Origin of the sequence: Microbacterium sp. 20-116, from assembly GCF_041079415.1 — a bacterium.
Taxonomy (GTDB): Bacteria; Actinomycetota; Actinomycetes; order Actinomycetales; family Microbacteriaceae; genus Microbacterium.
The window spans coordinates 650,672-673,364 of the sequence record NZ_JBFYGP010000001.1; the positions used below are offsets into that span (position 1 = coordinate 650,672).

17 protein-coding genes and 1 tRNA gene are annotated in these 22,693 nt (G+C 64.9%); 15 read left to right on the forward strand and 3 right to left on the reverse strand.

The window, feature by feature from the left end; genetic code table 11:
* Positions 1-128: 128 nt before the first annotated feature.
* A complete protein-coding gene (locus AB6V29_RS03230; RefSeq protein ID WP_369356987.1) occupies positions 129-1,067 on the forward strand; it encodes a hypothetical protein in 939 nt (312 codons plus the stop codon).
* 77 nt (positions 1,068-1,144) lie between these two features.
* A complete protein-coding gene (locus AB6V29_RS03235; RefSeq protein ID WP_369356989.1) occupies positions 1,145-2,488 on the forward strand; it encodes an aminoglycoside phosphotransferase in 1,344 nt (447 codons plus the stop codon).
* Between the two features lie 75 nt (positions 2,489-2,563).
* On the opposite strand, the gene AB6V29_RS03240 is transcribed toward AB6V29_RS03235, so the two are convergent.
* Positions 2,564-4,096 carry a S1C family serine protease gene (locus AB6V29_RS03240; protein WP_369356991.1) on the reverse strand — a complete coding sequence of 511 codons (1,533 nt, stop codon included), beginning with the start codon at positions 4,094-4,096 and terminating at the stop codon, positions 2,564-2,566.
* Positions 4,097-4,244: 148 nt separating this feature from the next.
* On the opposite strand from AB6V29_RS03240, the gene AB6V29_RS03245 reads away from it, so the two are divergent.
* Positions 4,245-5,450, forward strand: coding sequence for an aminotransferase class I/II-fold pyridoxal phosphate-dependent enzyme (locus tag AB6V29_RS03245; protein WP_369356993.1), 1,206 nt, complete (start codon positions 4,245-4,247; stop codon positions 5,448-5,450).
* 717 nt (positions 5,451-6,167) lie between these two features.
* Here the strand turns inward: AB6V29_RS03245 and AB6V29_RS03250 are convergent.
* Complete coding sequence (locus AB6V29_RS03250; RefSeq protein ID WP_369356995.1) at positions 6,168-6,974, reverse strand: carbon-nitrogen hydrolase family protein; 807 nt, start codon at positions 6,972-6,974, stop codon at positions 6,168-6,170.
* A gap of 406 nt (positions 6,975-7,380) precedes the next feature.
* Here AB6V29_RS03250 and AB6V29_RS03255 point away from each other — a divergent pair.
* From AB6V29_RS03255 to AB6V29_RS03295, 9 genes are all read left to right on the forward strand, one after another.
* A tRNA-Met gene (locus tag AB6V29_RS03255) sits at positions 7,381-7,454 on the forward strand.
* Positions 7,455-8,517: 1,063 nt separating this feature from the next.
* The gene (locus AB6V29_RS03260) at positions 8,518-9,639 is read left to right on the forward strand and encodes a glycosyltransferase (protein WP_369356997.1); all 1,122 of its coding nucleotides are present in this window, start codon (positions 8,518-8,520) and stop codon (positions 9,637-9,639) included.
* Positions 9,639-10,703: a glycosyltransferase gene (locus AB6V29_RS03265; RefSeq protein ID WP_369357002.1), complete on the forward strand. Its 1,065-nt coding sequence runs from the start codon at positions 9,639-9,641 to the stop codon at positions 10,701-10,703. Before AB6V29_RS03260 ends, AB6V29_RS03265 begins: the two co-directional genes overlap by 1 nt.
* A gap of 275 nt (positions 10,704-10,978) precedes the next feature.
* On the forward strand, positions 10,979-11,734 hold the full coding sequence (locus AB6V29_RS03270; RefSeq protein ID WP_369357164.1) for a glycosyltransferase: 756 nt from the start codon (positions 10,979-10,981) through the stop codon (positions 11,732-11,734).
* Positions 11,734-12,819: a glycosyltransferase family 4 protein gene (locus tag AB6V29_RS03275; RefSeq protein ID WP_369357004.1), complete on the forward strand. Its 1,086-nt coding sequence runs from the start codon at positions 11,734-11,736 to the stop codon at positions 12,817-12,819. Before AB6V29_RS03270 ends, AB6V29_RS03275 begins: the two co-directional genes overlap by 1 nt.
* A 211-nt stretch (positions 12,820-13,030) precedes the next feature.
* The gene (locus tag AB6V29_RS03280; protein WP_369357005.1) at positions 13,031-13,975 is read left to right on the forward strand and encodes a hypothetical protein; all 945 of its coding nucleotides are present in this window, start codon (positions 13,031-13,033) and stop codon (positions 13,973-13,975) included.
* Entirely contained in the window at positions 13,975-15,294 is a 1,320-nt protein-coding gene (locus tag AB6V29_RS03285) for an O-antigen ligase family protein (protein WP_369357007.1), read from the forward strand. The genes AB6V29_RS03280 and AB6V29_RS03285 overlap by 1 nt, the downstream gene beginning before the upstream one ends.
* Complete coding sequence (locus tag AB6V29_RS03290) at positions 15,291-16,478, forward strand: oligosaccharide flippase family protein (RefSeq protein WP_369357009.1); 1,188 nt, start codon at positions 15,291-15,293, stop codon at positions 16,476-16,478. The genes AB6V29_RS03285 and AB6V29_RS03290 overlap by 4 nt, the downstream gene beginning before the upstream one ends.
* 30 nt (positions 16,479-16,508) lie before the next feature.
* On the forward strand, positions 16,509-17,513 hold the full coding sequence (locus tag AB6V29_RS03295; RefSeq protein WP_369357010.1) for a polysaccharide pyruvyl transferase family protein: 1,005 nt from the start codon (positions 16,509-16,511) through the stop codon (positions 17,511-17,513).
* A gap of 123 nt (positions 17,514-17,636) precedes the next feature.
* On the opposite strand, the gene AB6V29_RS03300 is transcribed toward AB6V29_RS03295, so the two are convergent.
* Positions 17,637-18,305, reverse strand: a complete 669-nt coding sequence (locus tag AB6V29_RS03300; RefSeq protein WP_369357012.1) for a lysostaphin resistance A-like protein — start codon at positions 18,303-18,305, stop codon at positions 17,637-17,639.
* 204 nt (positions 18,306-18,509) lie between these two features.
* On the opposite strand from AB6V29_RS03300, the gene AB6V29_RS03305 reads away from it, so the two are divergent.
* The 3 genes from AB6V29_RS03305 to AB6V29_RS03315 all read left to right on the forward strand — a co-directional run bounded on the left by AB6V29_RS03305 (position 18,510) and on the right by AB6V29_RS03315 (position 22,667).
* Positions 18,510-19,130 (forward strand): low molecular weight phosphatase family protein, encoded by a 621-nt coding sequence (locus tag AB6V29_RS03305; RefSeq protein ID WP_369357014.1) that lies wholly within the window; start codon positions 18,510-18,512, stop codon positions 19,128-19,130.
* Between the two features lie 153 nt (positions 19,131-19,283).
* On the forward strand, positions 19,284-20,783 hold the full coding sequence (locus AB6V29_RS03310; RefSeq protein WP_369357016.1) for a polysaccharide biosynthesis tyrosine autokinase: 1,500 nt from the start codon (positions 19,284-19,286) through the stop codon (positions 20,781-20,783).
* 54 nt (positions 20,784-20,837) lie between these two features.
* Positions 20,838-22,667, forward strand: coding sequence for a DUF4012 domain-containing protein (locus AB6V29_RS03315; protein WP_369357018.1), 1,830 nt, complete (start codon positions 20,838-20,840; stop codon positions 22,665-22,667).
* Positions 22,668-22,693 lie beyond the last annotated feature (26 nt).

Here is a 22,693-nt window from a genome sequence, read left to right on the forward strand (position 1 = left end):
GGGCGCGTACGTGCGCAGGCGCTCTCGGGGTCGACTCGCAACCGCACTTCGTGGCTGTGCACGCCGCACCGCGCCCCGCGGCCGTCAAGCACCCCCGCCCGATCCGTCCTCCGGGTGAGGATGGAGGCATGGCTGAGAAGGTGCACCGCATTCACACCCTGCCCGACGACGCCCCCTGGAAGGGCGGCCTACCCCCGGTGGGGTCGGAGGAGCACCCGCGCACCATCCGCATGCACGACCGCGTGCTGTCGGTCCAGCGCCCCGCGGTGCTCGCGCACCTGCGCAGCATTCGTCTGCGGCATCCGGATGCCGGCGTCGACGACATCCTGAAGATCCTCGAGCGGCGCTATCTCGCGGCCGTCACCACCGGCGGGGCCGCGGTGGGAGCGACCGCCGTCGTCCCCGGTATCGGGACCGGCGTCACCCTGGCGCTCAGCGGCGTCGAGACGGTGGGCTTTCTCGAGGCGACCGCTCTGTACGCGCAGTCGGTCGCCGAGGTGCACGGGGTCGTGGTCGAAGACCCCGATCGCGGCCGCGCGCTGGTGCTCGCGCTGATGCTCGGCAAGGAGGGCATCGACCTCGTCTCGCAGCTGGCCTCTCAGGCCGCCGGACGTGGGGGCTCGCGTTCCAGTTACTGGGGCGAGATGGTGACCAAGACGCTGCCGCGCGCGATGGTCGGCCCCCTCGTCGACCGGCTCAAGACGACGTTCGTGCGTCAGTTCGCCGCGCGCGGCGGTGCCTCGTGGATCGGCAAGGCCCTCCCCTTCGGCGTCGGCGCCGTCGTGGGCGGCGCGGGAAACAACATCCTGGGTCGTCGCGTCCTGGTCAATGCCCGTCGCGCGTTCGGCGCTCCCCCGTCGACCCTCCCCGCAGACCTCGAGCCGCGGCCCGGTACCGAGCCCCTCGAGCGGGCCGCGTTCGGCGGGATTCGTCGTGCCGGTGACGCCCTCGCGGGGGCGGGACGCCGAACCGGCGCGATCGCCCGCAGGGCCCTCTCGCGCCACGAGCACCGCTCAGAGTCCCCCGAGCTCGAGCCGGGCGGCGACGACGAGAGGTCGGCATCCTGAATCTCGCCCTCTCTCACCGACGAGGGGCCGCGCGCAAGACCTGCACGAAGGACTCGACGGCGCGTTAGCCTGCCCGCATGGGCGACCTCCTCGAACTCCTCGCTGTCTGGATGCCGCGTCAGCGCTGGTACGGAACAAAGGGCCGCGACCCGCGGCTGACTCTCGTGGCCGACTGGCCGCTCGACGCCGCCGACGCGCGAGTGCTGCTGGTGCGCGACGAAGCCGTGCAACCGGCGATCGTGTACCAGGTGCCCGTCGCACGCCGGGCGGAGGGCTCGGTTCCGCCGGGGAGCCTGATCGGCGCCGCAGCGGAGGGACAGGTATGGACGGATGCCACCACCGACCCCGCCTTCACCGACGCGCTGTACGCGCTGGTCACCGCGGGCGGCGAGGTGGGGGCGCCGGAGGACGGCTTCCGGGGCATCCCGCTCGGGGCGACCAACGGGCGCCCGTTGGCCTCGCGTACGACGGCCCGCGTGCTCAGCGGCGAGCAGTCGAACACCTCGATCATCTACCGTCTCGAGGGTGAAGAACCGGGTGTACCCGTCATCTGTAAGTTGTTCCGTCAGGTGAATCCGGGGATTAATCCCGACGTCGAGCTCCAGTCCGCGCTGGCCGCCGGCGGGGCCTCATTCGTGCCCGGAGCGATCGGTGAGGTACGCGGAATCTGGATGACCCCGGAGGGCGTTCCCGTCAGCGGTTCGCTCGCCTTCGCGCAGGAGTTCTTCGAGGGCGTCGAAGATGCGTGGCGCGTCGCGCTCGATGCCGCCGCCGCAGGCGACGACTTCTCGGAGCGTGCGTACGCCCTCGGAGCGAGTGTCGCCGGCATGCACGTGGCCCTGGCCGAGCGGTTCTCGACATTCCCCCCGAGTGCGGCCGACAAGTCGTCGGTGAACAGCGCCTGGGAGCGCCGCCTGACCATCGCACTGATGGAGGTGCCCGCTCTCAAGCCCTACGAGGAGCAGATCCACGAGGTCTACGACAGGGCCCTCGACGTGAGGTGGCCGGCTCTTCAGCGCATTCACGGCGATCTGCACCTCGGGCAGGTGCTCGACACCACCTCGAACGGCTGGGTGCTCCTGGACTTCGAGGGCGAGCCGCTTCGCCCGATCAACGAGCGTCTGCAGCCCGACGTCGCCGTGCGCGATGTCGCGGGAATGCTCCGCTCGTTCGACTACGTCTCGGGCGCGGTCGCCGACGACGACGGAGAAGCCGTGCGCGCGTGGGTCATCGCTGCGCAGCAGGCGTTCCTCGACGGGTACGCCGCGACGACCGGCCGCCCCCGCACCGACGACGACGCTCTGTTGAAGGCCTTCGAGCTCGACAAAGCCGTGTACGAGGCGATCTACGAGACGCGCAACCGCCCGGACTGGGTGGGCATCCCCCTCGCGGCGATCGGGCGGTTGGCACCCCTGCACTGACGGGGCCCGAAACCCACGAAGAACGCCACCCCGCTGGGATTCAGCGGGGTGGCGTTCTTCGCGCGAACGGCGGGGTCAGTTCGTGGGCATGGACCCCAGGGTCACCTCGGCGGTCTTCTCGGCGTTGCCGCGGTTGTACGTGACCTCGGCCTTGCTGCCGGCGGCGAGAGCGCGCACCTGGGCGGTCAGGTCGATGGAGTTCGTGATCGGGACGCCGTTGAACTTGGTGATCACGTCACCCTTCTGCAGCCCGGCGGCCTGGGCCGCGCCGCCGCTGGACACGTCGGCGATGTAGGCACCGGTCGTGGTGGCGCCCTGGATGGACGCGGCATCCTGAACCGAGGCACCCAGCAGGCCGTGCGTGGCGGAGCCGTTGTCGATGATCTCCTGGGAGACGCGCTTGGCGATGTCGGAGGGGATCGAGAAGCCGACGCCGATGTTGCCCGACTGCCCGCCCGAGGACGACCCGCCGGCGCTCGCGATGGCGACGTTGATGCCGATGAGCTTGCCCTGGTTGTCGACGAGCGCCCCGCCCGAGTTGCCGGGGTTGATGGCGGCGTCGGTCTGGATGACGGCGATCTTGATCGTCTGACTGGTCGACTGCTGCTGCTGGCCCTGACCGAAGTCGAAGCGGAACGGGCTCTCCTGGCCGGGCTCCTGCTGCTGCTGGTCGGAACCGTCGCTCGGAGCGGCCGACGAAGCGACCTGGATCGAGCGGTTCAGGGCGCTGACGATACCCGTGGTGACCGTGTTGGGCAGGTCGAGGGGAGCGCCGACGGCGATGGTGTTGTCGCCGACATTGAGCTTCGACGAATCGGCCCACTCGATCGGGGTCAGCCCCGAAGCGTTCTCGAGCTTGATGACCGCGAGGTCGTAGGTGGGGTCGGTTCCGACCACCTTGGCCGCGTAGACCTTGCCGTCCGACGTGGTGACCGAGATGCTCGCGCTGCCGCTCTGGCCGTCGAGGGTGACCACGTGAGTGTTGGTGAGCACGTAGCCGTCCTGGCTGAGGATGACGCCCGAACCGGTGCCGCCCGACTGCCCGGCCGTGGCGCTGATGGTCACGACGCTCGGGACGACCTTCGCGGCGACCGCGGAGGTGTTGTTGACGCTGTCGGGGTTGTTGACGGTGATCGCCTGCGGCCCCGAGGCGACCGAGGAGTTCGATCCGCCCCAGAGGCTGAGGCCGGCGTAGGTGCCGCCAAGACCTGCGCCACCGCCGACGAGGGCGGCCGCGACCAGCAGAGCGGCGATCCGCGGTGCCGCGCTCTTCTTGCGGGGAGCGGTGGATGCCGAGGACGGCATCGCCAGCGTGGGGTGCGCGTCGGTCGCAGCGGGGCCGAAGGCCTGACCGGTCGGCGAGGTGGCGCCCGAGGGGGCCGAGGCGTAACCGGGCTGCTGGGGCGCGGCAGCACCCGCGGCGGGCGGCGGCCAGGCCGCGGCGGCCGAGGCCGGCGAACGGGTGGGGACCGGCGGCGCGTCGTAGCGCGGGGCGGCGGGGGTGGTGGACTCGGGCTGCGGCGACGCGGGAACGGCGCCGTTCGCGGCCGAGTTGTTCTGGTGGCTGTTGTCGTTGCCCTCGGGACGGTTGTCCGTGGTGTCGCTCATGGGATGCTCCTTGTTCCAGGTGCTTCTACGATGACCACCGTTCCTGTGGACCACCTATGACGGGCGTGGGCCGTCTCTATGGGTCTAGCAGGAGAGACCCGCGCGGCATTCCCGCTTGCGCTGCGCGAGGGTGCGGCATCCTGGATCCATGCGACACATTCCCGGCGCCTGGCAGCGCACCGCTCGAGGCGCGGGACTGCTCGCGCCCGACGGCTCATCGGTTCCGACGATCTTCGCCGAGATGAGCGCCCTCGCCACCGCGACCGGCGCTCTCAATCTCGGCCAGGGCTTTCCCGACGAGGACGGACCGGACGCGGTTCTGGATGCCGCCCGCTCGGCCATCTCGTCGGGCGTCAATCAATACGCCCCGGGACGCGGCTTTCCCGACCTGTTGGCCGCCGTCGCCGAGCACCAGAGGCGCTTCTACGGGATCGAGCTCGACCCGCAGCGCGAGGTGCTGGTGACGGTCGGCGCGACCGAGGCGCTCGCCGCGACCCTGCTGGCGCTCGTGGACTCCCCCGACGACGAGGTCGTGGTGTTCGAGCCGTACTACGACTCGTACGCGGCCTGCGTGGCCCTGTCGGGCGCGAAACTCGTGCCGGTGCCCCTGCGGTGGCCCGACTTCCAGCCCGACCTCGCGCAGCTGGCAGCGGCCGTCACCGATCGCACCCGCGTGATCCTCGTGAACGACCCGCACAACCCGACCGGCACGGTCTTCTCGCGCGAGGTGCTCGACGAGGTGGTGCGCCTGGCCCATCGGCACGACGCCATCATCGTCACCGACGAGGTCTACGAGCACCTGGTGTTCGACGGACCGCACGTGCCGATCGCCACCCTTCCCGGAGCCGCGGAGCGGACGCTGTCGATCTCGTCGGGCGGCAAGACGTTCTCGCTGACCGGGTGGAAGACCGGATGGGTCACCGGCCCCGCCGACCTCGTCACCGCCGTGCTCGCCGTCAAGCAGTACCTCACCTATGTGGGCGGTTCGCCTTTTCAACCGGCGATCGCGGTGGGCCTGCGCCTCCCCGACGCGTTCTTTGCCTCGGTCGCGTCCGAGATGGCGGCCAAGGCCGCCCTGCTGGGCACGGGGCTGCGCGCTGCCGGGTTCGAGGTCTCCACCCCCGCGGGGTCGTACTTCACGGTGGTGGATGCCGCCCCACTCGGCGCCACTGACGCCGACGCGTTCTGCCGCGAACTGCCCGCCCGCGCCGGGGTGGTCGGTATTCCGCTCACCGCTTTCGTGACGCCCGAGCACCGTCCCGACTACGCGACGCTCGTGCGGTTCGCCGCGTGCAAGCGGGTGGAGGTGCTGCAGGATGCGGCGGAGCGGTTGGCGGGGATGACGTTCAACTGAGGCGGCCGAGGCGCGCAGACAATCGCTGAGCGTCGACGAGTACACGCTTCCCGCCGTCGAAGCACCCCGTCGTCCGGGAGAGATGTCGACCACACAGAAGCCGCCCCCTTTCCCTCCGAAAGCGTGACGTTTGTTGCGGACAAAATACGAAATATTGTCGAATGGTCAACAAACCCGCATCGCAGGTCTCACACGTGAAAACGTAGCGGTGCGCCATGACGAACCCGCGTTGGTTGGAGGCCGTGTGACCGAGGGCGTAAAAGAAGTGATACGTCGGGTACTTCGCGACGATCCGACCGTCGAGGTTCGCTACACCTTCGCAATCCGGCCTGGTAGCTTCCACCAGGGCGTCGGGGTGCTGTTCGTCCATCCGTCCCACGAGTCCGTCGTCGCCGCAGTGAGAGCGCAAGCCCGTGGCCAGCTCTGACGGGTTGACCTCCGCGTCGACCGGATCGTGTCGAGCCTGCGTCCACGCAGCCGTCGGGCTGCGACGCAGCAAATTCACGGTGTTCGTGGAACGTGTCACGCCCGGGCGGTGCGCATGGACATCGTGCGCGAGCTTCGAGTACTCCGAGACGGCGTCGATGACGCGAACGTTCTGCCCGTGTTCTGGACCCGCGCATCAGCTTCGCGTGGTCGACCGCGCGGACGGGATCGAACTCAACGGCTCGGGCTGGTGACGACCGCTAACGACGTGACGCCCCGAGCGCGAACTCATCAGCGCGGCGTGACCCGGTATCGCCGCAGCTCCAACGCAGGATTCACACGCCGCACTCGCGCGATAGCGGCCACATCGATATGCGCCACCGCGACGTCGGTCATCGTACCCACCTGAGCCAGGATGACTCCCTGCGGGTCGATGATCATCGAGTGCCCCACACCGAGCGGCGGCGGGTGGTCGGCCGCGGCCACGAAAAACGTGTTCTCGATCGCCCTAGCGGTGAGCAACGTCGTCCAGTGGTACTCCTTGAGCGGCCCTCGAACCCACTCCGCCGGAACCAGCGCCACATCAGCTCCCGCGTCAGCCAGGGTGCGAGACACCTCGGGAAAGCGCAGGTCGTAACAGGTCATCAGCCCGAATCGCAGGCCCCGCACCTCGAACGTCTGCGGCGGGGTGGTCTCGCCCGGTTCGACCCAGTCGGATTCGCGCTGCCCGAAGGCGTCATAGAGGTGCAGCTTCCGATAAACGGAACGGATGCCATCGGCGCCGACTGCCACGACCGCGTTCCGCACGCGACGACCGTCGTCAGCCTTCTCTACAAGGCCCGCGACCAGGACGACGTCGAGCTCGGTCGCCAGGGTAATCAGCGCGCGCACGAACGGGCCGTCGAGGTCTTCGGCGTTCTCAGCGAGCGAGGCGTCGAACGGGTCGACGAAGTAGCTGGAGTACTCCGGGAAGACCACGACGCAGGCTCCACGGGCGGCGGCCGTGCGGGCGAGGCCGGCGATATCGGCGAGGTTGCCCTCCCGCGAGGCCGAGGGCGCGAACTGCGCCACGGCGACTGCAACGGTGTCGTGACTCATGGAGCGATCTCCCTCCCCGGCGCCCGACGATCGTCGGCACCGAATCCACAGTACGAGGATGACCGCGTCACGCACGACCCCGACCGCACGATCTCACTGAAGCCAGCGAAGACGAGGACGAAAGCCAGCGCGCTGACGGGTAGCAGCCGCTCGGTCGGACGCTCCTCGTAGCGGGCTCGGTGCGGCGAGCGACGCTCGGCGCCCCGAGGTCGGACGAAAGCCCTCACGAACCCGCCGTCGCACAGTCCCGCTTCCCCGTGATCGGCCTGCTGAGCAAAACTGCGCGGCGCCCGTCGGCGCAACTGGCGATATCTTCGCTCACCAGCGCTATTCTTTCGCGACACTCCCGGGGCGTACGTCCGGATTTGCGGGTTTGTTCATCCGCAGGTAATGTTTTCTCTTGTGCCGCGGGGTGGAGCAGCTCGGTAGCTCGCTGGGCTCATAACCCAGAGGTCGTAGGTTCAAATCCTGCCCCCGCAACAAGAAGAAGGCCCCGGATCGGAAGATCCGGGGCCTTCTGTCATCTGCCGTGCTTTCTGCGAGCCTCGGTCTTCGACTTCACGCTCTCCGCGCGTACCCGAAGGTGCGCCGGCGCGGCGCCGCGGATTGACTCCCACGCCCCAGGTGCGCGACCTTTTCAGCGGCGCGGCGCCAGTGGCACGACCTCCGGGTCAGCGATGACAAACAATCGCATACCGAGAACCCAATGCCTACATTACGGAAGCTGTTATTATCCAGCCGTGAAACGTCACTCGAGGTACGAGAAACGAAACGCAACCGCAAAGTTCCGATCCGGTCGCTGCGGGCTTCGCCTGGTTGACATCGCCGTTGTCGCGATCGTCGGCCGTGTCATCTATCTCGTAACGCGCCTTTCCAGACGCGCGTCCAAGTGACCCTCGCCGCATGGCCCGTGTGACGTAGCGCAAGCACCACTTGTTGGCCGATCCGGGGCCTCCCGCTTGCCCAGCAGGTTGCGTTACGAGGCCCTCGTCCGCGCCGTCGCGGCAATCGTCAAAACCCCATCCCCTGGGGTAGCTCGAACAGGTCAGCGACGGCTCGACGTGAGCTCCGCCCCGGCCCTCCGTGCTCCGCATGCGGCCACATCAGCAAGCTCGCCGACCACTCCGCAAACCCGCCGCCGGAGCAGAAGCAACGCAAGGCGGCGCCCGGCTCTCGGACTCACAGTGCGTCGACGCCCCCTTCCGCGTGAGCGTCGCGAGATGACGAGAAATGCAGCGTTCATTTGAAAGTGACATCAGGCTCCGTACAAGCCTGTTATCGTTCGATCCAGAGTCAGAATACCTAGAGCAACCCCCGGCCACGGAGGCAGGATGCAGCAACAGAAGTTGTGAGCATTCTCGGACAGCGACATGGTGAAACGCGAGCGCTGCTGAACAGAGTGACCTCGGGCCAACCCCAAGCAATACACATTCATTGGTGCTTACCCTCCGCCTTCGGCCCGGGCCACAGGATCCACCCCCAGCTACGACGAGGTCGCAACCAACGATGGACGTCCTCACGGCGGCCAGAAGGACGGATTGACGTGACGCAGCTGAGAGTAGACATCGTCGGCACCCGCGGCTACCCGAGCTACTACGGAGGCTTCGAAACGGCTGTCCGAAAGCTTGCCCCGTATCTGGCGGATCAGGAGTGGGACGTTTCCGTCTATGGGCGCTCACGTCGCGAGCCGTCTGCGGGGCCTGTCGGAGACCCGCGCATCAAGTCGATAACGACTGCTGGCTTCGACACCAAGCAGCTGAGCACGTTGAGCTACGGTTTCACCTCCATGTTGAGAACGGCGATCCGCAAACCGGACGTCGCTCTGGTCATGAACGTGGCCAACGGCTTCTGGCTCCCGCTCCTCAGGCTCCGCGGCATACCCACCCTCGTCAACGTCGACGGTATCGAGTGGGACCGCGCAAAATGGGGCCGTCTTGCGAAAGCAGTCTTCAGGCTGGGAGCCCGCTGCACCGCTCGCTGGGCGAACGAGCTCGTCTTCGACGCGGAGGCGATCGGAACGCGTTGGAAATCGGATTTCCAACGCGATGGCACCTTCATTCCCTACGGCGGGGAGGCGACTCCCCCCGAGCTGCCGGTAGAACCCGGACTCACAGCGCGAGGATATGTCCTCGTCGTCGCGCGATTCGTGCCCGAGAACACCATCAAGGAATTCTTCACCGCAACCCCGACGCTCGCGAGCCGGTGGGACGTCGTCATCGTCGGCTCCAGCGGTTATGGCGGCGAGTTCGATGATTGGGCGCAGCGACTGGACACCAGCCACCCTCGAGTTCATTGGCTGGGCCATGTGCGCGACGACGCTCGACTCCTGTCGCTCTGGAAGAATGCTGGCGCGTACTTCCATGGCCATTCCGTTGGCGGAACGAACCCAGCCCTGGTTCAAGCCATGGCTGCTGGCGCGCCGGTTGTCGCTCGGGACACCGTCTACAACCGGGAAGTCCTGGGCAGCAACGCCGTTTTCGTCGACGCCGATCCCACCGCGGTCAACGACGCTCTCTCAGAAATGATGGAACGCGAGGACCTGGAGGAAGTCGCGGATGCCAACCGCGCGAGGGCTGCCGAACACTACTCGTGGAGCCAGGTGTGCGCCGCATACCACTCGGCACTGCTCGCACTGGTCGGAAGCCGGAAAGAGGACAAATCCTGATGCGGATCGCGCTCGACCAATTTTCGCTGAGCGGCCCGGGTGCTGACAGGGGACTCGGAAGATACGCGACCACGATTGCAGCGGCGGCTCACTCCACACCCGGTATCAGCGTTGTGAACGTGTCAGGCTCAGCGCGCGACGACGGCACGGACCTTTTCGCCGTCCAGCGGCAGCTGGGTCGAATGAAACCCCCGCCGGACGTGTATCACGCGACGGCCGTGCATCACCTCCCGCTTCTGAAATCCAGTAAGTGGCTCTGCACTGTTCAAGACACGATCCCCCTGGACCTGAAGCAATACTCGAAGCTCGGATTGAAGAGCCGCGCCCTCTTCTTCAACGCTCGCAGGTCCGACAGGATTCTTGCTAACTCTGAATTCACCGCAGCGCGAGTTCAGGACAAACTCAAGATGTCGCGCGACAGGATAGACATCTGCTCGCTACCGGTATCGAGGGCTTACTTCGACGCGCCGAAAGATCTCCCCGGTACGACCCGCGCAATCGACGGCCTGAAATACATCGTCGCGATGGTGGACCTCCGCACCCCGGATCCCAGGAAGCGGTTCCACTGGATCCCGGCCGTGGCGAAAGCTCTCGCGAACGAAGACATTTATACGGTGGTCGTAGGAAGGGGCACCTCCGCCTTCCCCCTCACCGATCACGTTTTCAGATTCGACAACCTCTCCGACACCGAACTAGCGGCCGTCTACAAGAACGCGGTTGCCTTCTTCTATCCCTCAGCCTATGAAGGACAGGGCATGCCACCCCTGGAGGCGATGGCGGCAGGGGCGCCCGTCGTCGCTTTTCAGAACAGCGCTATCTCTGAGATGGTCTCGGAACCCACGTTTCTCATGGAAGACCCTTCGCCGTGGAGGCAGGGGAACCTAGATTCAGCACTCCCCTCCGACTCCCTCCAGCAGATAGTCGCCCAGGTCACACTGTGGGCCACGGACGATAACGAGATGAGATCTGCGCGCGAGAGAGCCGCGTCCGCAAGTCTGCGGTTCGACGGCACGGAGTTCCGCGCTCAACTCCAGTCCGCCTACATGAAGTTCGGTTCTCAGTGACCCTGCTCAACGATTTCATCGGCGTGCGAGGACGGAGTGGATCCAGTCGCGGAGCAAGGCTGATCGAAGAGGCCCTCGTCGGGGTCAATGTGCGTACTGTTAGCCCGCGGGCAGAGCCGACCTCCAAAATCGCTCGAGTCGCGAACATGCTCGCGTGGGACTTCTTGCGAGTTCCCGTATCCGCGGCGAGATGCGGCGAGAAGGTGATAGTGCACGCTACGAACACTGGTGGGAAGCTTCGCTCTCAGCGGTCGATCGTCGTCATGCACGACACGATGGTCTTGGACCATGAACGTCTATTCGCGAAGGTTTTCGTCGCCTACGCGCGCACCACGTTCGGTGTCTCAGCGCGACTCGCAGACGTCATTGTCACGCCATCGGCGCACAGTGCCAGTCAGATCGCGAAGAGGTGGCCAAGAGCTGATATCCGGGTCATACCCTGGCCAGCCCCACCCATTCGGGAAGACCCGCGCCCCGGGGCGCATCGCGCGGGATTCCTCATGGTGGCGTCCGGCGATCGCCACAAGCGAATACCGATGGCGATCGAGGTGGTGGCCAGGCTGCGACGCAAACTCGAGCAGGACTTCGCTCTCAATCTCGTTCTACGACCCGGGAACGACACCGAAGCTATCAACAGGGCGCTTCGCGAGTGGGATTCCGGAAACGATTGGGTAAAACTACATGAGGACGTCTCGGCTACAGAGCTCGATCACCTTTACGACACTTCGTTTGCGCTGATAGTGGCATCAGTAGATGAGGGCTATTGCCTTCCTGCGGTCGAGGCAGCCGCTGCCGGCTTGCCCGTCGCACACACGGGGCGCGGATCGCTCAATGAAGTCACCGCCGTCACCATCACACCGTCGCAGACTCTGTCTCAGGACGCTTCATTGCTCATGACGCAACTCGAGGATCTCGTGGTCGATCCTCAGACGTGGCAGTCCTCCGCCCGCGACGGACTGGCACTTGCCGCGTCACGGCCGGCTTCTCAGTTCCGCAGCTCGTGGAGCGCTCTGATCGGAGAGTTTTCCTGATGTCTTCGGTGGCGATAATCCACGGAAGCAATGACGTCTACGGCGCCAGCCGAGTCCTCCTGGACGAAGTTCGCGCCCTGCGTAGGTTAGGTCACTCGGTCACGGTGATACTGCCGGCCGATGGCCCGCTCACCGCCCTGCTGGGGCGCTTGCGAGTGGTGGTCCACATCGAGCCATCGATGTCCGTCCTCCGCAAAAGCGCGTTGCGGGATTCCCTGCGATCCCTTCAGCTCCCGAGGGCGGCGCGAAAGGCCGACGTCGTCGTACTCTGGACGCTCGCTGTCGCGCACTACTCCGTACCCTTGAGACTTTTCCGGCGTCGATTTTATCTTGCCGTTCACGAACTGCTGCCTGGACGCCTGGGCACGGTACTGGTGAAGAGCCTGCTGCGGAGCGGTTCATACGACCTGACGAGCTGCAGTGAAGCGGTGAAGTCTTGGCTTGTCTCGACCGGGGTCGAAGCGGAACGGATTCGAGTCACGTACCCGGTCGTCGATCTGGAAGAGGTCACCGACGAGCCTCGCGAACCGTCGATCTCATCGAAAGTAGCGGTGGTCGCCCGGGTGAACGGGCATAAAGGGCACCTGGCGGTGGCACGGGCGTTCATTCGTGTCGCTCCGCCCGAGGCCACTCTGATCCTCGCGGGTTCACCATACCCGGGCCAGGAGCAGCACCTGAGTTCGCTCTTGAGCGTGGTCGCTACGGACGCCCGCGTTCACTACGCGGGTGAGATAAAGAGTCTTTCCGCTCTGCCCTCTGATGTCGGACTCGTAGCATGCTTCCCGAGTCGACCTGAGCCATTCGGACTGGTCCCCGTCGAGGCCGCTCTGAGAGGGATTCCATCAATTGGCTTCGCCGACGGGGGCGCGTCCGAAGCTCTGGCACTCGTCGGCGGCGTATCGGTGGATCGAGGTGTCGACGAAGATAGGGCAATCACGGAGGCTCTCGCAAAATGGTTCGACACAGAACCCGATGCGCGCCCCCGCCCATCGCTCGAACGAGTGAGATCCGAACTCACTCTGGAGAAGCGGGCTCAAGTGCTCTCGAAAATGAATGTATGGAATGCCCGTGTCGCCGCGACCTGAGTACGTCATTCTCGGGGGTCCACCATACGAAACTGGCGCGAATCAAACGTCGCTTCAGATGTTCGCGGAGCTCAGCAAGACGGCAACCACGCTCTACGTCTGCAGACAGCACCAATCTTCGGGGCTGACTGCGCTACTCGGCTTGAGAAAGGGAGGCCGCAAGGCCACGGGCCTGCGGCCCGGGCTGCTCTCGCTCTCGAAGACTGCGCACGTGCTCGTCACTCCGGGCATCACGTCCATGCTTCCGACGGTGCGCCCGGAGGTTTCGCGCCTCCTGGCCCTTCGACTCGTCGGTGCGGCCATTCGTCGGGCCATCGACGAGATCGGCCTGACGCGACCGAGCCTCATCGCATATTGGTGGATGTTTCCAGAGATATGCAGCTGGCCCGTCTGGTCTCACTCGCACTTCGATGTCGTGGACCGCCACTGGGGATACGAGTATCTATCGGGCACTCGCCAAGCTAGACGCAACCTGGAGCTATCCGTCGCAACGCGCGCGCGCTGCGCCACAACCACGAGCGTGTCCGAGAGCATCGCAATCGAATTGGACTCGGCGGCTCACGACGATCCGAAGAACGCTCCGATCGCGGTTGTCGGGAATGGGGTCTCTCTGGACCGTGTCGACGGCTATCTGGCGGACGTGAACATTCCCCGAGCGAGCAAGACGGCCATCTACGTCGGCGGATGGAACTCGCGCATAGACGTCGACCTCTTCGAACGGGTCGTGCAGTTGCGGCCGGATTGGACGTTCACTCTTGCCGGCGGCGAACCGACCGAGAACCTCCGAAATTCCGCCAATGTGCGGTCGCTCGGCCCCATCGACTACGCGGATGCCATCCGGCAGATGGCATCGCACCAGGTAGGTGTCGTGCCTTTCGTAGATTCCCCCTACAACCGCGCGAGCAATTTCTTGAAAGCATACGATTACTTGGCAGCTGGCCTCACGACACTCGCCACCCCTCTTCCCTCGATGTTGGCTCTGGCGAAGAAGTTCCCGGAGCACGTTGTGTTGGCGGAAGACGCCGTCGAGTGGAGCACCACGTTGAATGAGCTTCTCCCTGATCGTCCACCGGCTCGCGGGGATCTCTACGAGATCTCATCCGCGCATCGCGCAGAGCGAGTACTTTCCCACATGTTCATGGGCGAGGACGGCTGATGGGCGTTGTTGTCCTCATTGCGTTGGTTCTACTGGGAGCGATGACTCTCCCCCAGCGCCCGAGATTGCTGGGCGGTCTCCTCGTAGCGAGCATGTTCGTCACACGGCCCGCTCTGGATGCGGCTGGCGCCAATATCAGACTCGAAGTCGTCATCGGTCTCATCTGCGCCGTGGCGCTCGTCGGAGATCTCCTCAGGAGACGAGAGCAAGGGGCTGCTCGCTCGATGCCCCTGGCAAGTTGGGTGTCGTTGAGCCTTGTTGCGGCATGGCTCGTCGGTGTCGGGCTGGCATCCGCCTTCAACTCCCCCGAGCCCGCGTCCTCGTTTTCCGTCTTGATCTGGTGCGCTGTGAACGTATTGAGCGCCGTATGGGTCGCACAGCATTCCGAGACTTGGCAGACCATTGTCAAAGTGGGCGTGGCCGTCAACCTTCTCTGCGGCGCCCTTGCCATCGCTCTGTGGTCGCTGGCGACGTTTGCTGGGGTGGCGGACATCGGGGTACAGATCGATCCCGCGTACGGAGGTTACGCGTCTTACGTAGCCGCTCTCGAGGCCAATATCCTCGCGGGGCTGCTATGCCTCTGGGGGCTCGTCGCCGTGTGGAACCCGCGGCGCCTGATCTCCGCACCGCTGCGCTACCTCTCGATCATCCTCACCCCGATCGCGCTGTTCACCACCCACACCCGCGCTGCGCTCGTGGCCTATTGCGTCGGCCTCATACTCGCCGCCGTGTTTCGCCCTCAGTCACGCCGCCTCGTTGTTGCGTCTGCACTCCTGGCGATCCCTGCCGTCCCGGTGCTCCTCACCAGCGGCGACGTCGGTTTCAGCAAATTCTTGGATCTCTTCGACACCACGACCGGTACAGGGGGCCTTCGCGAGAGGGTGAACGCTGGAGCCTTCAACGAATGGCTTGCTTCTGGGCAACTGTTCCCCGGTTTAGGTTTCAACAGTTTCGGACAACGCAACTACGACCTCACCCGACCAGAACTCGCCCTCCCTGGTTACATCGGCAACCTCCCGCTCCAGATTGTCTACGATGGGGGCCTTCTCGCTCTTGCTCTCGTCGCCGTCTCGGCTGCCCTGACAGTGTCCCGCCTCGTCTCAAGGAGACGTCTCGGCCTGGTTCTTACTTTTGCGGTGCCTTATCTCCTGTTCTCTGTCGCCACGAGCGCGCTGTGGTTCTTGGAGACGTGGTTGTTCGTTGGACTCGCGTGGGGCATTTGCAGGGAACGGCCGAGACCGGTGGAGAAACAGCCGATTGAGCTCTTTATAACGTCTTCCGACTACGCCGGAAGGTTCACAGAGAAAAGATCTTCGTGAAGTTCTTGTCAGACGGCGCCTATTTGCTGGTGGCTCAGCTCGCCGCACGCCTTCTCGCTTTCTCGCTGACGTTCATCGTCGCTAGGACGCTTGGACTGGAGCAATTAGCTATGCTCGGTCTCGCGCAGTCACTCATAGGCTTCGCTACCGTGGCCGGCGACGCTGGTCTGGGAACATCAGCCGTACAACGAATAGCGCGAGGCGAAGATTCCCGTCAGGTCGTGCACGATACGGCAAGAGCCCAGCTTTGGATCTCTGTCGTCGCGTCAATCGTTATGGTCCCGATTATCGCGACGCAAACCGACATGATGCTCGCCTTCAGCCTTTGCCTCACGCCGGTGGTCATCGCGGCCACGACGACGTACGTCCTGCAAGCGCGACTCGAGGCGCGCAAGATCGCCGTGGGTCAGATTGCGGGAAATTTGCTGGTCGCCTCGGTCGGTATCCTCCTGGCGATCCTCGGCCTCCCACTCGGAGTGGTCGCTCTCGTCTACCCGGCAGGGCTCCTTCTCACGATGTTCATCGTGAACGCGCAAGCCAAGGTCAGAATTCGTGACATCGTGGGGCTTCCCCGCATTTCACACTTCGTGAGCGACGGTCGATCATACGCAGCACTGTTGTTCTATACCCTTGTCGTCCATTCCTACTCAGCGTGCCTGCTCATCCTGAGTCAGAACCTCGCTTCTGGCCGGCACTTCGAAGGTACCGGCCTGGCGTCGCGGATGCTTATTCTGATGGTAATTCCTTCCATCATCGTCGGTTCTATGCTGCTCCCCAGATTCGCCGCAGTCCCACCCTCCCGTAAGCGGCTATTCATCCTCGCAAGCGTCGCATTCTTGGGCGGGGCCGTCCTCGCAACGGCGAACGCGTTGCTCGCCCCCACGTACGTTCCGCTGCTGTTCGGACCTGAGGCGGAACCGTATGTCGGCGCCGTACAAGCTGTCGGCGCCCAGGTTCCGTTCTCTTTCGCGTGCACCGTCCTCACATCCGCAGCGCTGGCCGAGCGCAGATTCGTGAGCACGGGGCTCGCATATGCCCTGGCCCTGCTTTCGCAGATCACGTTCGCGTTACTTTTCTCCCCGCTCTCAACATCCGTGTTTGTATTGGCTATCAGCGTCAGCGAGTGCATTTTCCTGGTGGCACTGGTTGCACAGCGGATGCTGTTCTCGCGCGGCAGCCTTTGAGTTCCGCCCCTTCGAGCTTCGAGGTTTGCCATGAAACGAGTGTTGTTCGTCGGAGCAGCGGGATGGTCGAACGTCGGCGACGACTTGATCGCGCTGCGCCTGCGTGAGTGGGCAGCAGCGGGAGGGGCGTCGTCGCGGCTGGTCGGCGGCCCCGATCTGGAGGCCGTTGGTCCAGGTGTGGTGTTGAGCGGCTCCATCCGGAGCAGGGCAGGCGTCATCCGCGAGGTTGCTCACGCGGACTGGGTTCTGATCGGAGGGGGCGGCCTGCTCGACGACAGGCGCCCGCACTTCTATCGTCCTTTCACGCGCATCGCGCACGTCGCATGTTCGTTGCAGAAGCCATATGGATTCATCGGCCTTGGCGTGGGCCCCATCAGATCTTCCAGGACGGCGCGCGACTACCGATCGGCGCTGGCGCACGCGTCCTTCACCCACGTGCGCGATGACGAGTCGAAGAAACGACTCGTAGACATAGGCGTACCCGAATCGTCGATCGAGGTGTCGGGTGACGTTGTGACGTGGAACAGGCTCGACGAAACGGAGGATTCCCAGGACATCGAGTTCGACCTGTCCATAAACCTCCGTCAGTGGGAGTATTCCTCAAGCCCCGACGCGGTGGCTGGGATCGCGCGGTCAATCGCGTCTGTCGTGAAATCCCACAAACTCCGCGTCGCTCTTTTCGCGATGAGTGGGATGAGGGACGACGACGACCGCGAGGCGCTACGACCGCTGTTCGACTGTGCGCACATCATCGTGGGTCCTGAACGGGCACGAGAGGTCGAGGAAATCATCTCTCGAAGTCGAGCGGTGATCTCGATGCGCCTGCATGGCTGCCTCCTAGGCGCCAGCATGGGACGTCCCGTTGTGGGAATCGCATACGACCCCAAGGTCGCCCAGCAGGCAGCAAGGCTGGGGTTCCGCTCTCTCGACATGGCGGAGGCGAGCGACCGCACGATCCTAGAACCCGCCATCTTCCGGGCGCTCGGAGCGGTGGCGAGCCGTGCAGTCACAGACCCCCCGCCGACACCCTGGTGAGGATGCAAGGCCCCGCTCAGCTCACCGACCACTGCCGGTCGGTTTTTGTTCGTCATGCGCCATTTTCCAACGTGCCCGCGAGGTCGTCGGAATTCGGCGCAGCCGACGTCGACTCAGCGATTGTCAGGCCAGCAAGCCACCGGCCAAGGATATGAGCAGGAACGTGACGTTGTACACAATGTGAAGACAAACTGCCCCCCATATCCGTCCCGTCAGAAGGACGAGGCCGGCACACGTGGCTCCGAGCGAGAAAAGCATGATCCCCTCGGGGAGGGCCACCGGCGCGAAGGCGGAGTGAAGCAATACGAAACTGCCCGCCGAGATCAGGAGCGCTGTGACCCCCGCAGACAAGGATCCGAGGGTTCGTCGAAGGGCCTGAAATACGGACACCAGCAGTACCGCTCTGAAGAAGAGCTCTTCGACGACGGGTCCGCCCAACCCTGCAGGGAGCAACTCGCCCCACAGCCAAGACGAGAAGTCCAGGTCGGTGGGTGAGAAGGGTTGAGGAAAGGCTGTCGAGCTCGTTCCGCTGACCACCCCCTGTAGAAGCCTCAGCCCAACCCCCAGACCGACCGCGAGGACGAGATCGACAGGCCGCAGTCGCGTGAGCCCTGCGGGCCTCCCCCGCGCGAACGCGTAGACGATCGCAGACGCCAATCCGATCCATGTGAGCAAGAGCGACAGAGACCCGCTGTTCGCGGGCCATAAAGTACGCGCAACCAGTCCTGCACCGATTGCGAACACCGCACCACCCAGTGAGACCACGAGGACGCGTTTGTTCCATCTGCTCACGGCTCGACCGCCGAGTCGCCAGTCCGTTCGGCCTCGTCGCGGCTCACGACGAGGCCGCCGCGGTGATCGAGCGTCCGATGCTCCAACGGTGGAATGGCTCGTGCGCGACGACAGCTCATCACCGTCGTTAAGCTCAATGTGCACGTCGTCAACATACCGGGCAGAGTCTGAACCCAATTCCATTCGCACAGAGTGAGGACAGCAATGCTCAACATCCTCGTCATCTGCACCGGCAACATCTGCCGTTCACCGCTCGCCGAGAAACTCTTGGCGAGCCGCCTCATGAACAGTCGCGTTCGAGTGGCCAGCGCGGGCACGCGAGCGCGAAGCGGTGAGCCGATGACGTCCGAGGCCGTGCGCCTGGCCCTGCAGAACGGATGCGAGCCCGAGGGCCTCGCGGGTCACGAAGCGACCCTGCTCGATGCGAGACAGCTTCTCTGGGCGGATTGGACGATCGCGATGGACCGAAGTCACCGGCGCCAGATCGTCGAGTTGCAACCAGGACTGATGAGCCGTGCCTTCACGCTGCGCGAGCTAGCCCGTCTCGTCGACGGAGTGGGCGACGAGACGTTGCTCGATGTCGCAGAGCGCTCGAGCGACTCGAGCGCGGGATCACGGGCCGCGCAGATGCTCACCTTCGCCGCCACCCGCCGCGGTTTGGTCGAACCACCTGCATCACCCGAGGACGACGACGTGGTGGACCCGTACCGTCGATCCAGAAATACATACGAAAGGTCGGCGTTCCAGATTCTTTCGGCGCTGCCAGCCGTTGAGCGACTCGCACGCCTCGCGCTCCGCGAGCAGGCACCCGAGCGAACAATCTGAAGACCCGCCGTTCTTTTGTCTCCCTTACCGATTCCCGGGAGACGCAGGCGCGAACCGATCAGGTGCTCACCCGGCTCAATTCATTCCTTGTGTCACAATGTGCTTGACCCCCGAGCGCAGTCCTGTTTGGACAGCGCGTCCTCGAAAGGCACCATGGAGCTCAGCGACTACATCCGCATCCTCCGCAAGAATTGGCTTCTCATCCTGGTGCTCACGATGCTCGGATTGGCGGGGGCGACGGCGTTCACTTTGACGCGTACGCCCGCTTACGAATCGTCCAGCACGATCTTCGTCTCCACCCAGGGGGGCAGCACGACAGCGGAGCTGCAGCAGGGATCGACATTCACGCAAGCCCGTATCAATACATACGTGGGGCTGGTCGCCACACCGAGTGTGCTCGACCCCGTCATCGGAGAATTGGGGCTGTCTACGACGGCTGAAGCACTCTCGAAGGAGGTCAAGGCCGCCGCGGCTTTGAACTCGACGCTGATCTCGATCACCGTGTTGGATTCTGATCCGACACGAGCATCATTGATTGCCAATTCCGTCGCCACGAGCCTGTCGACCGTCGTCCCGCAGCTTGAGCCTGCTGTCGACGGGGGCGCGAGCCCCGTTCGGCTCACTCGCGTGAGCGACGCGCAGCCCGCGCTCGAGCCGACATCGCCCAACGTTGCACTCAATCTGCTCCTCGGGACACTCGTCGGACTAGTGCTGGGCTTGGGAACGGCGGTGCTCAGGACGACGCTCGACAATCGTGTGCGGACGCCGCGAGACGCGGAGCAGGTGACGCACGCCCCCGCCATCGGCGCGATCGCGTACGACGCCAAAGCGAAGGAACGCCCTCTCATCGTTCACGCGGATCCGCTGAGTCCGCGTGCCGAGTCGTTCCGCGCCCTTCGGACGAACCTTCAGTTCCTCGACATGGGTGGGCGCTCAAGCTTCGTGGTGACCAGCTCGATTCCGAGCGAGGGCAAGTCGACGACCACGATCAACCTCGCAATCGCACTGGCCGACGCCGGCAAGCGAGTCGCTCTCCTTGACACCGACCTCCGCAAGCCCAAGGTCGCTGAGTACCTCAGCATCGAGGGCGGAGCCGGGTTGACCGACGTTCTCATCGGCCGCGCCAAAGTGAACGAGGTCATGCTCCCCTGGGGTGGCCGTAGCCTCTACGTGCTGCCCGCCGGGAAGATCCCACCCAACCCGAGTGAGCTGCTGGGGTCCCAACAGATGACCATGCTGCTCGAGATGCTCGAACGGGACTTCGACGTCGTCCTCTGCGACGCTCCCCCGTTGTTGCCTGTCACCGACGCCGCGATCCTTGCCCGAGCCACGAGTGGTGCGTTGATGGTCGTTTCCGCGGGAAAGACCACCAAGCACCAGCTGACAGGAGCCACCGAGGCGCTCAACACCGTCGGGGCGAAGCTCGCCGGTTTCATCATGTCGATGGTCCCGACGCGCGGGCCGGACTCCTACTACTCGGCCTACGGTTACGGCTATGGCTACGGCTATCGCGAGATGCCGGCCAAGACCAGCCGGTTCTCTCGCAAGAGAGACAAGAGCGTCGCCGACACAGCCGGCTCCGACGACCTCTCGCTGGACGAACTGGGCTTCTCTCCGCGTCGCACGTCACGCGAAGCGCAGCGCGAAACCTGAACCGGGTTCGTACCTCGGGTCCCGGCGAGAAACTGAACCTGCGACCAAGTCGAGATGAAGGGCGTCAGCGTGAGTTCCTCCCCCCTGCCCCCGGCGATGCTGGTGGCCGGTCGCATCGTTGCCTGGATCGTCGGTGCGTTCATCGTCCTCCTCGTTGTCTTCGCTACCTGGGTGGGCATACGCGGGTGGATGGCGTATCAACATCTCTCGCGTATCGAAGCCGGGATCAGCGAGGCCTCCTCGGCGCTGGCGTCCGACCCGGGCGCCGCGGGAGCCACCCTCGCCCGGTTGGCAAGTGACGCCTCAGCCGCGCATGACCTCACGTCGGATCCGATCTGGCATCTCGCCGAAGGGTCGCCATGGGTCGGCCCGCAACTGCAAGCTTTCGCGGCGGTCGCATCGGCAGGCGACGCCCTCCTGAGCGACGCGCTCTTACCTCTGGTGACGGCGGCGCAGGACACCTCTTTCGATGCGCTCAAGCCGGTCGACGGTCGTATCGATACGACCGGCCTCGCCGTCCTCGCACAACCAGCCCAGTCTGCCGCCGCAGTGGCCGCGGCTGCTGCCGAGGAACTGGAGGGCGTGAACCGTACGCCTCTCGTGGGTGTGTTGGGGCGCGCGGTGGAGAAGTCGACCGGCGTCTTCGAGCAGGCGGCGAACAGTCTCGATGCGCTGTCGCGCGCGACGCGTCTTCTTCCCGATGTTCTGGGCCAGAACGGTGAACGCGATTACCTGGTTCTGGTCCAGAACAATGCAGAGTGGCGATCGTTGGGCGGTATCGCCGGGACGGCGATTCTGCTCAAGACCGACCGGGGCGCGATCAGCCTCGCCAACACCGAATCCGGCACCTCACTGTCGAATGGCATCAAGAATCCGGTCGTAGACCTTCCGGCCGACGTGCAGAATATCTACGAGACCCGCCCCGCGCGCTTCTTCCAGAACCTCACGCAGATACCGGACTTCACCTTTGACGGGCCGTTGGCCCGTGAGATGTACAAACAACGAACCGGCGTCGAGGTCGACGGCGTAATCGCTCTCGACCCGGTTGTTCTGTCCTATCTTCTGCGCGCAACGGGACCTGTCGCGCTGCCCGACGGCGAGACGTTGTCCGCAGACAACGCCGTGACGACGCTGCTCAGCTCTGTGTACGAGAGGTACACGGAGCCCGCCGCACAGGACGCATTCTTCGCCGGCGCGACCGGGGCCGTCTTCCACGCCTTCCTCGAGGGCCGAGGTTCGACGGTGAGCCTCCTGACCAGCCTCGCAACCGCGGCAGACCAACGCCGCGTGTTGATGTGGAGCGCCGATCCCGAAGAGCAAGCCCTTCTCGAAGGATCGTCCGTTGCAGGCGAGCTGCCTGCGACAGATGGCGACACGGCCCGGTTCGGCGTATACCTCAACGACGGTGGCGGCTCGAAGATGAGCTACTACGTCAAGCCCGATGTTTCGCTCGTCTGGGACCAGTGCGAACCCGACGGACGAAACGGCCAGCGTCAGCTGACCCTGCGGGTCAACTTCACGAACACCGCTCCGGCCGACGCGGCCACATCCCTGCCGAAGTACGTCACCGCGAACGGTGCGTTCGGCACCGCGCCCGGAACCGCCACGGTCGTGAGCAACGTCTACCTCCCCGAAGGGTACGAACTCGTGTCCGGCGGTACTGCGACGGGAACGGTGTCTCCTACCGGGTCGTTCGAAGGACGACAGGTGTTGACGTTCGGGTTCCAGCTTCTTCCGCAGGCGTCCGCCGACTTCACCGTAACCGTCCGCGCGACGACGACGGCGTCGAAAGCAGAAGCTCTCGTCACGCCCACCGCCGACGCCGAAGTGGATCCGACGGTGAAAGCAGCCTGCGAAACGTCGGGGGCGGCGACCCTTCAGTGAACAATCCCACTGCGTAAATGCGCCTC

Coding starts and splice junctions, on each gene's coding strand:
- AB6V29_RS03230 (WP_369356987.1), top strand. CDS start 129: ATGGCTGAGAAGGTGCACCGCATTCACACCCTGCCCGACGACGCCCCC.
- AB6V29_RS03235 (WP_369356989.1), top strand. CDS start 1,145: ATGGGCGACCTCCTCGAACTCCTCGCTGTCTGGATGCCGCGTCAGCGC.
- AB6V29_RS03240 (WP_369356991.1), bottom strand. CDS start 4,096: ATGAGCGACACCACGGACAACCGTCCCGAGGGCAACGACAACAGCCAC.
- AB6V29_RS03245 (WP_369356993.1), top strand. CDS start 4,245: ATGCGACACATTCCCGGCGCCTGGCAGCGCACCGCTCGAGGCGCGGGA.
- AB6V29_RS03250 (WP_369356995.1), bottom strand. CDS start 6,974: ATGAGTCACGACACCGTTGCAGTCGCCGTGGCGCAGTTCGCGCCCTCG.
- AB6V29_RS03265 (WP_369357002.1), top strand. CDS start 9,639: ATGCGGATCGCGCTCGACCAATTTTCGCTGAGCGGCCCGGGTGCTGAC.
- AB6V29_RS03270 (WP_369357164.1), top strand. CDS start 10,979: ATGGTCTTGGACCATGAACGTCTATTCGCGAAGGTTTTCGTCGCCTAC.
- AB6V29_RS03275 (WP_369357004.1), top strand. CDS start 11,734: ATGTCTTCGGTGGCGATAATCCACGGAAGCAATGACGTCTACGGCGCC.
- AB6V29_RS03285 (WP_369357007.1), top strand. CDS start 13,975: ATGGGCGTTGTTGTCCTCATTGCGTTGGTTCTACTGGGAGCGATGACT.
- AB6V29_RS03295 (WP_369357010.1), top strand. CDS start 16,509: ATGAAACGAGTGTTGTTCGTCGGAGCAGCGGGATGGTCGAACGTCGGC.
- AB6V29_RS03305 (WP_369357014.1), top strand. CDS start 18,510: ATGCTCAACATCCTCGTCATCTGCACCGGCAACATCTGCCGTTCACCG.
- AB6V29_RS03310 (WP_369357016.1), top strand. CDS start 19,284: ATGGAGCTCAGCGACTACATCCGCATCCTCCGCAAGAATTGGCTTCTC.
- AB6V29_RS03315 (WP_369357018.1), top strand. CDS start 20,838: ATGAAGGGCGTCAGCGTGAGTTCCTCCCCCCTGCCCCCGGCGATGCTG.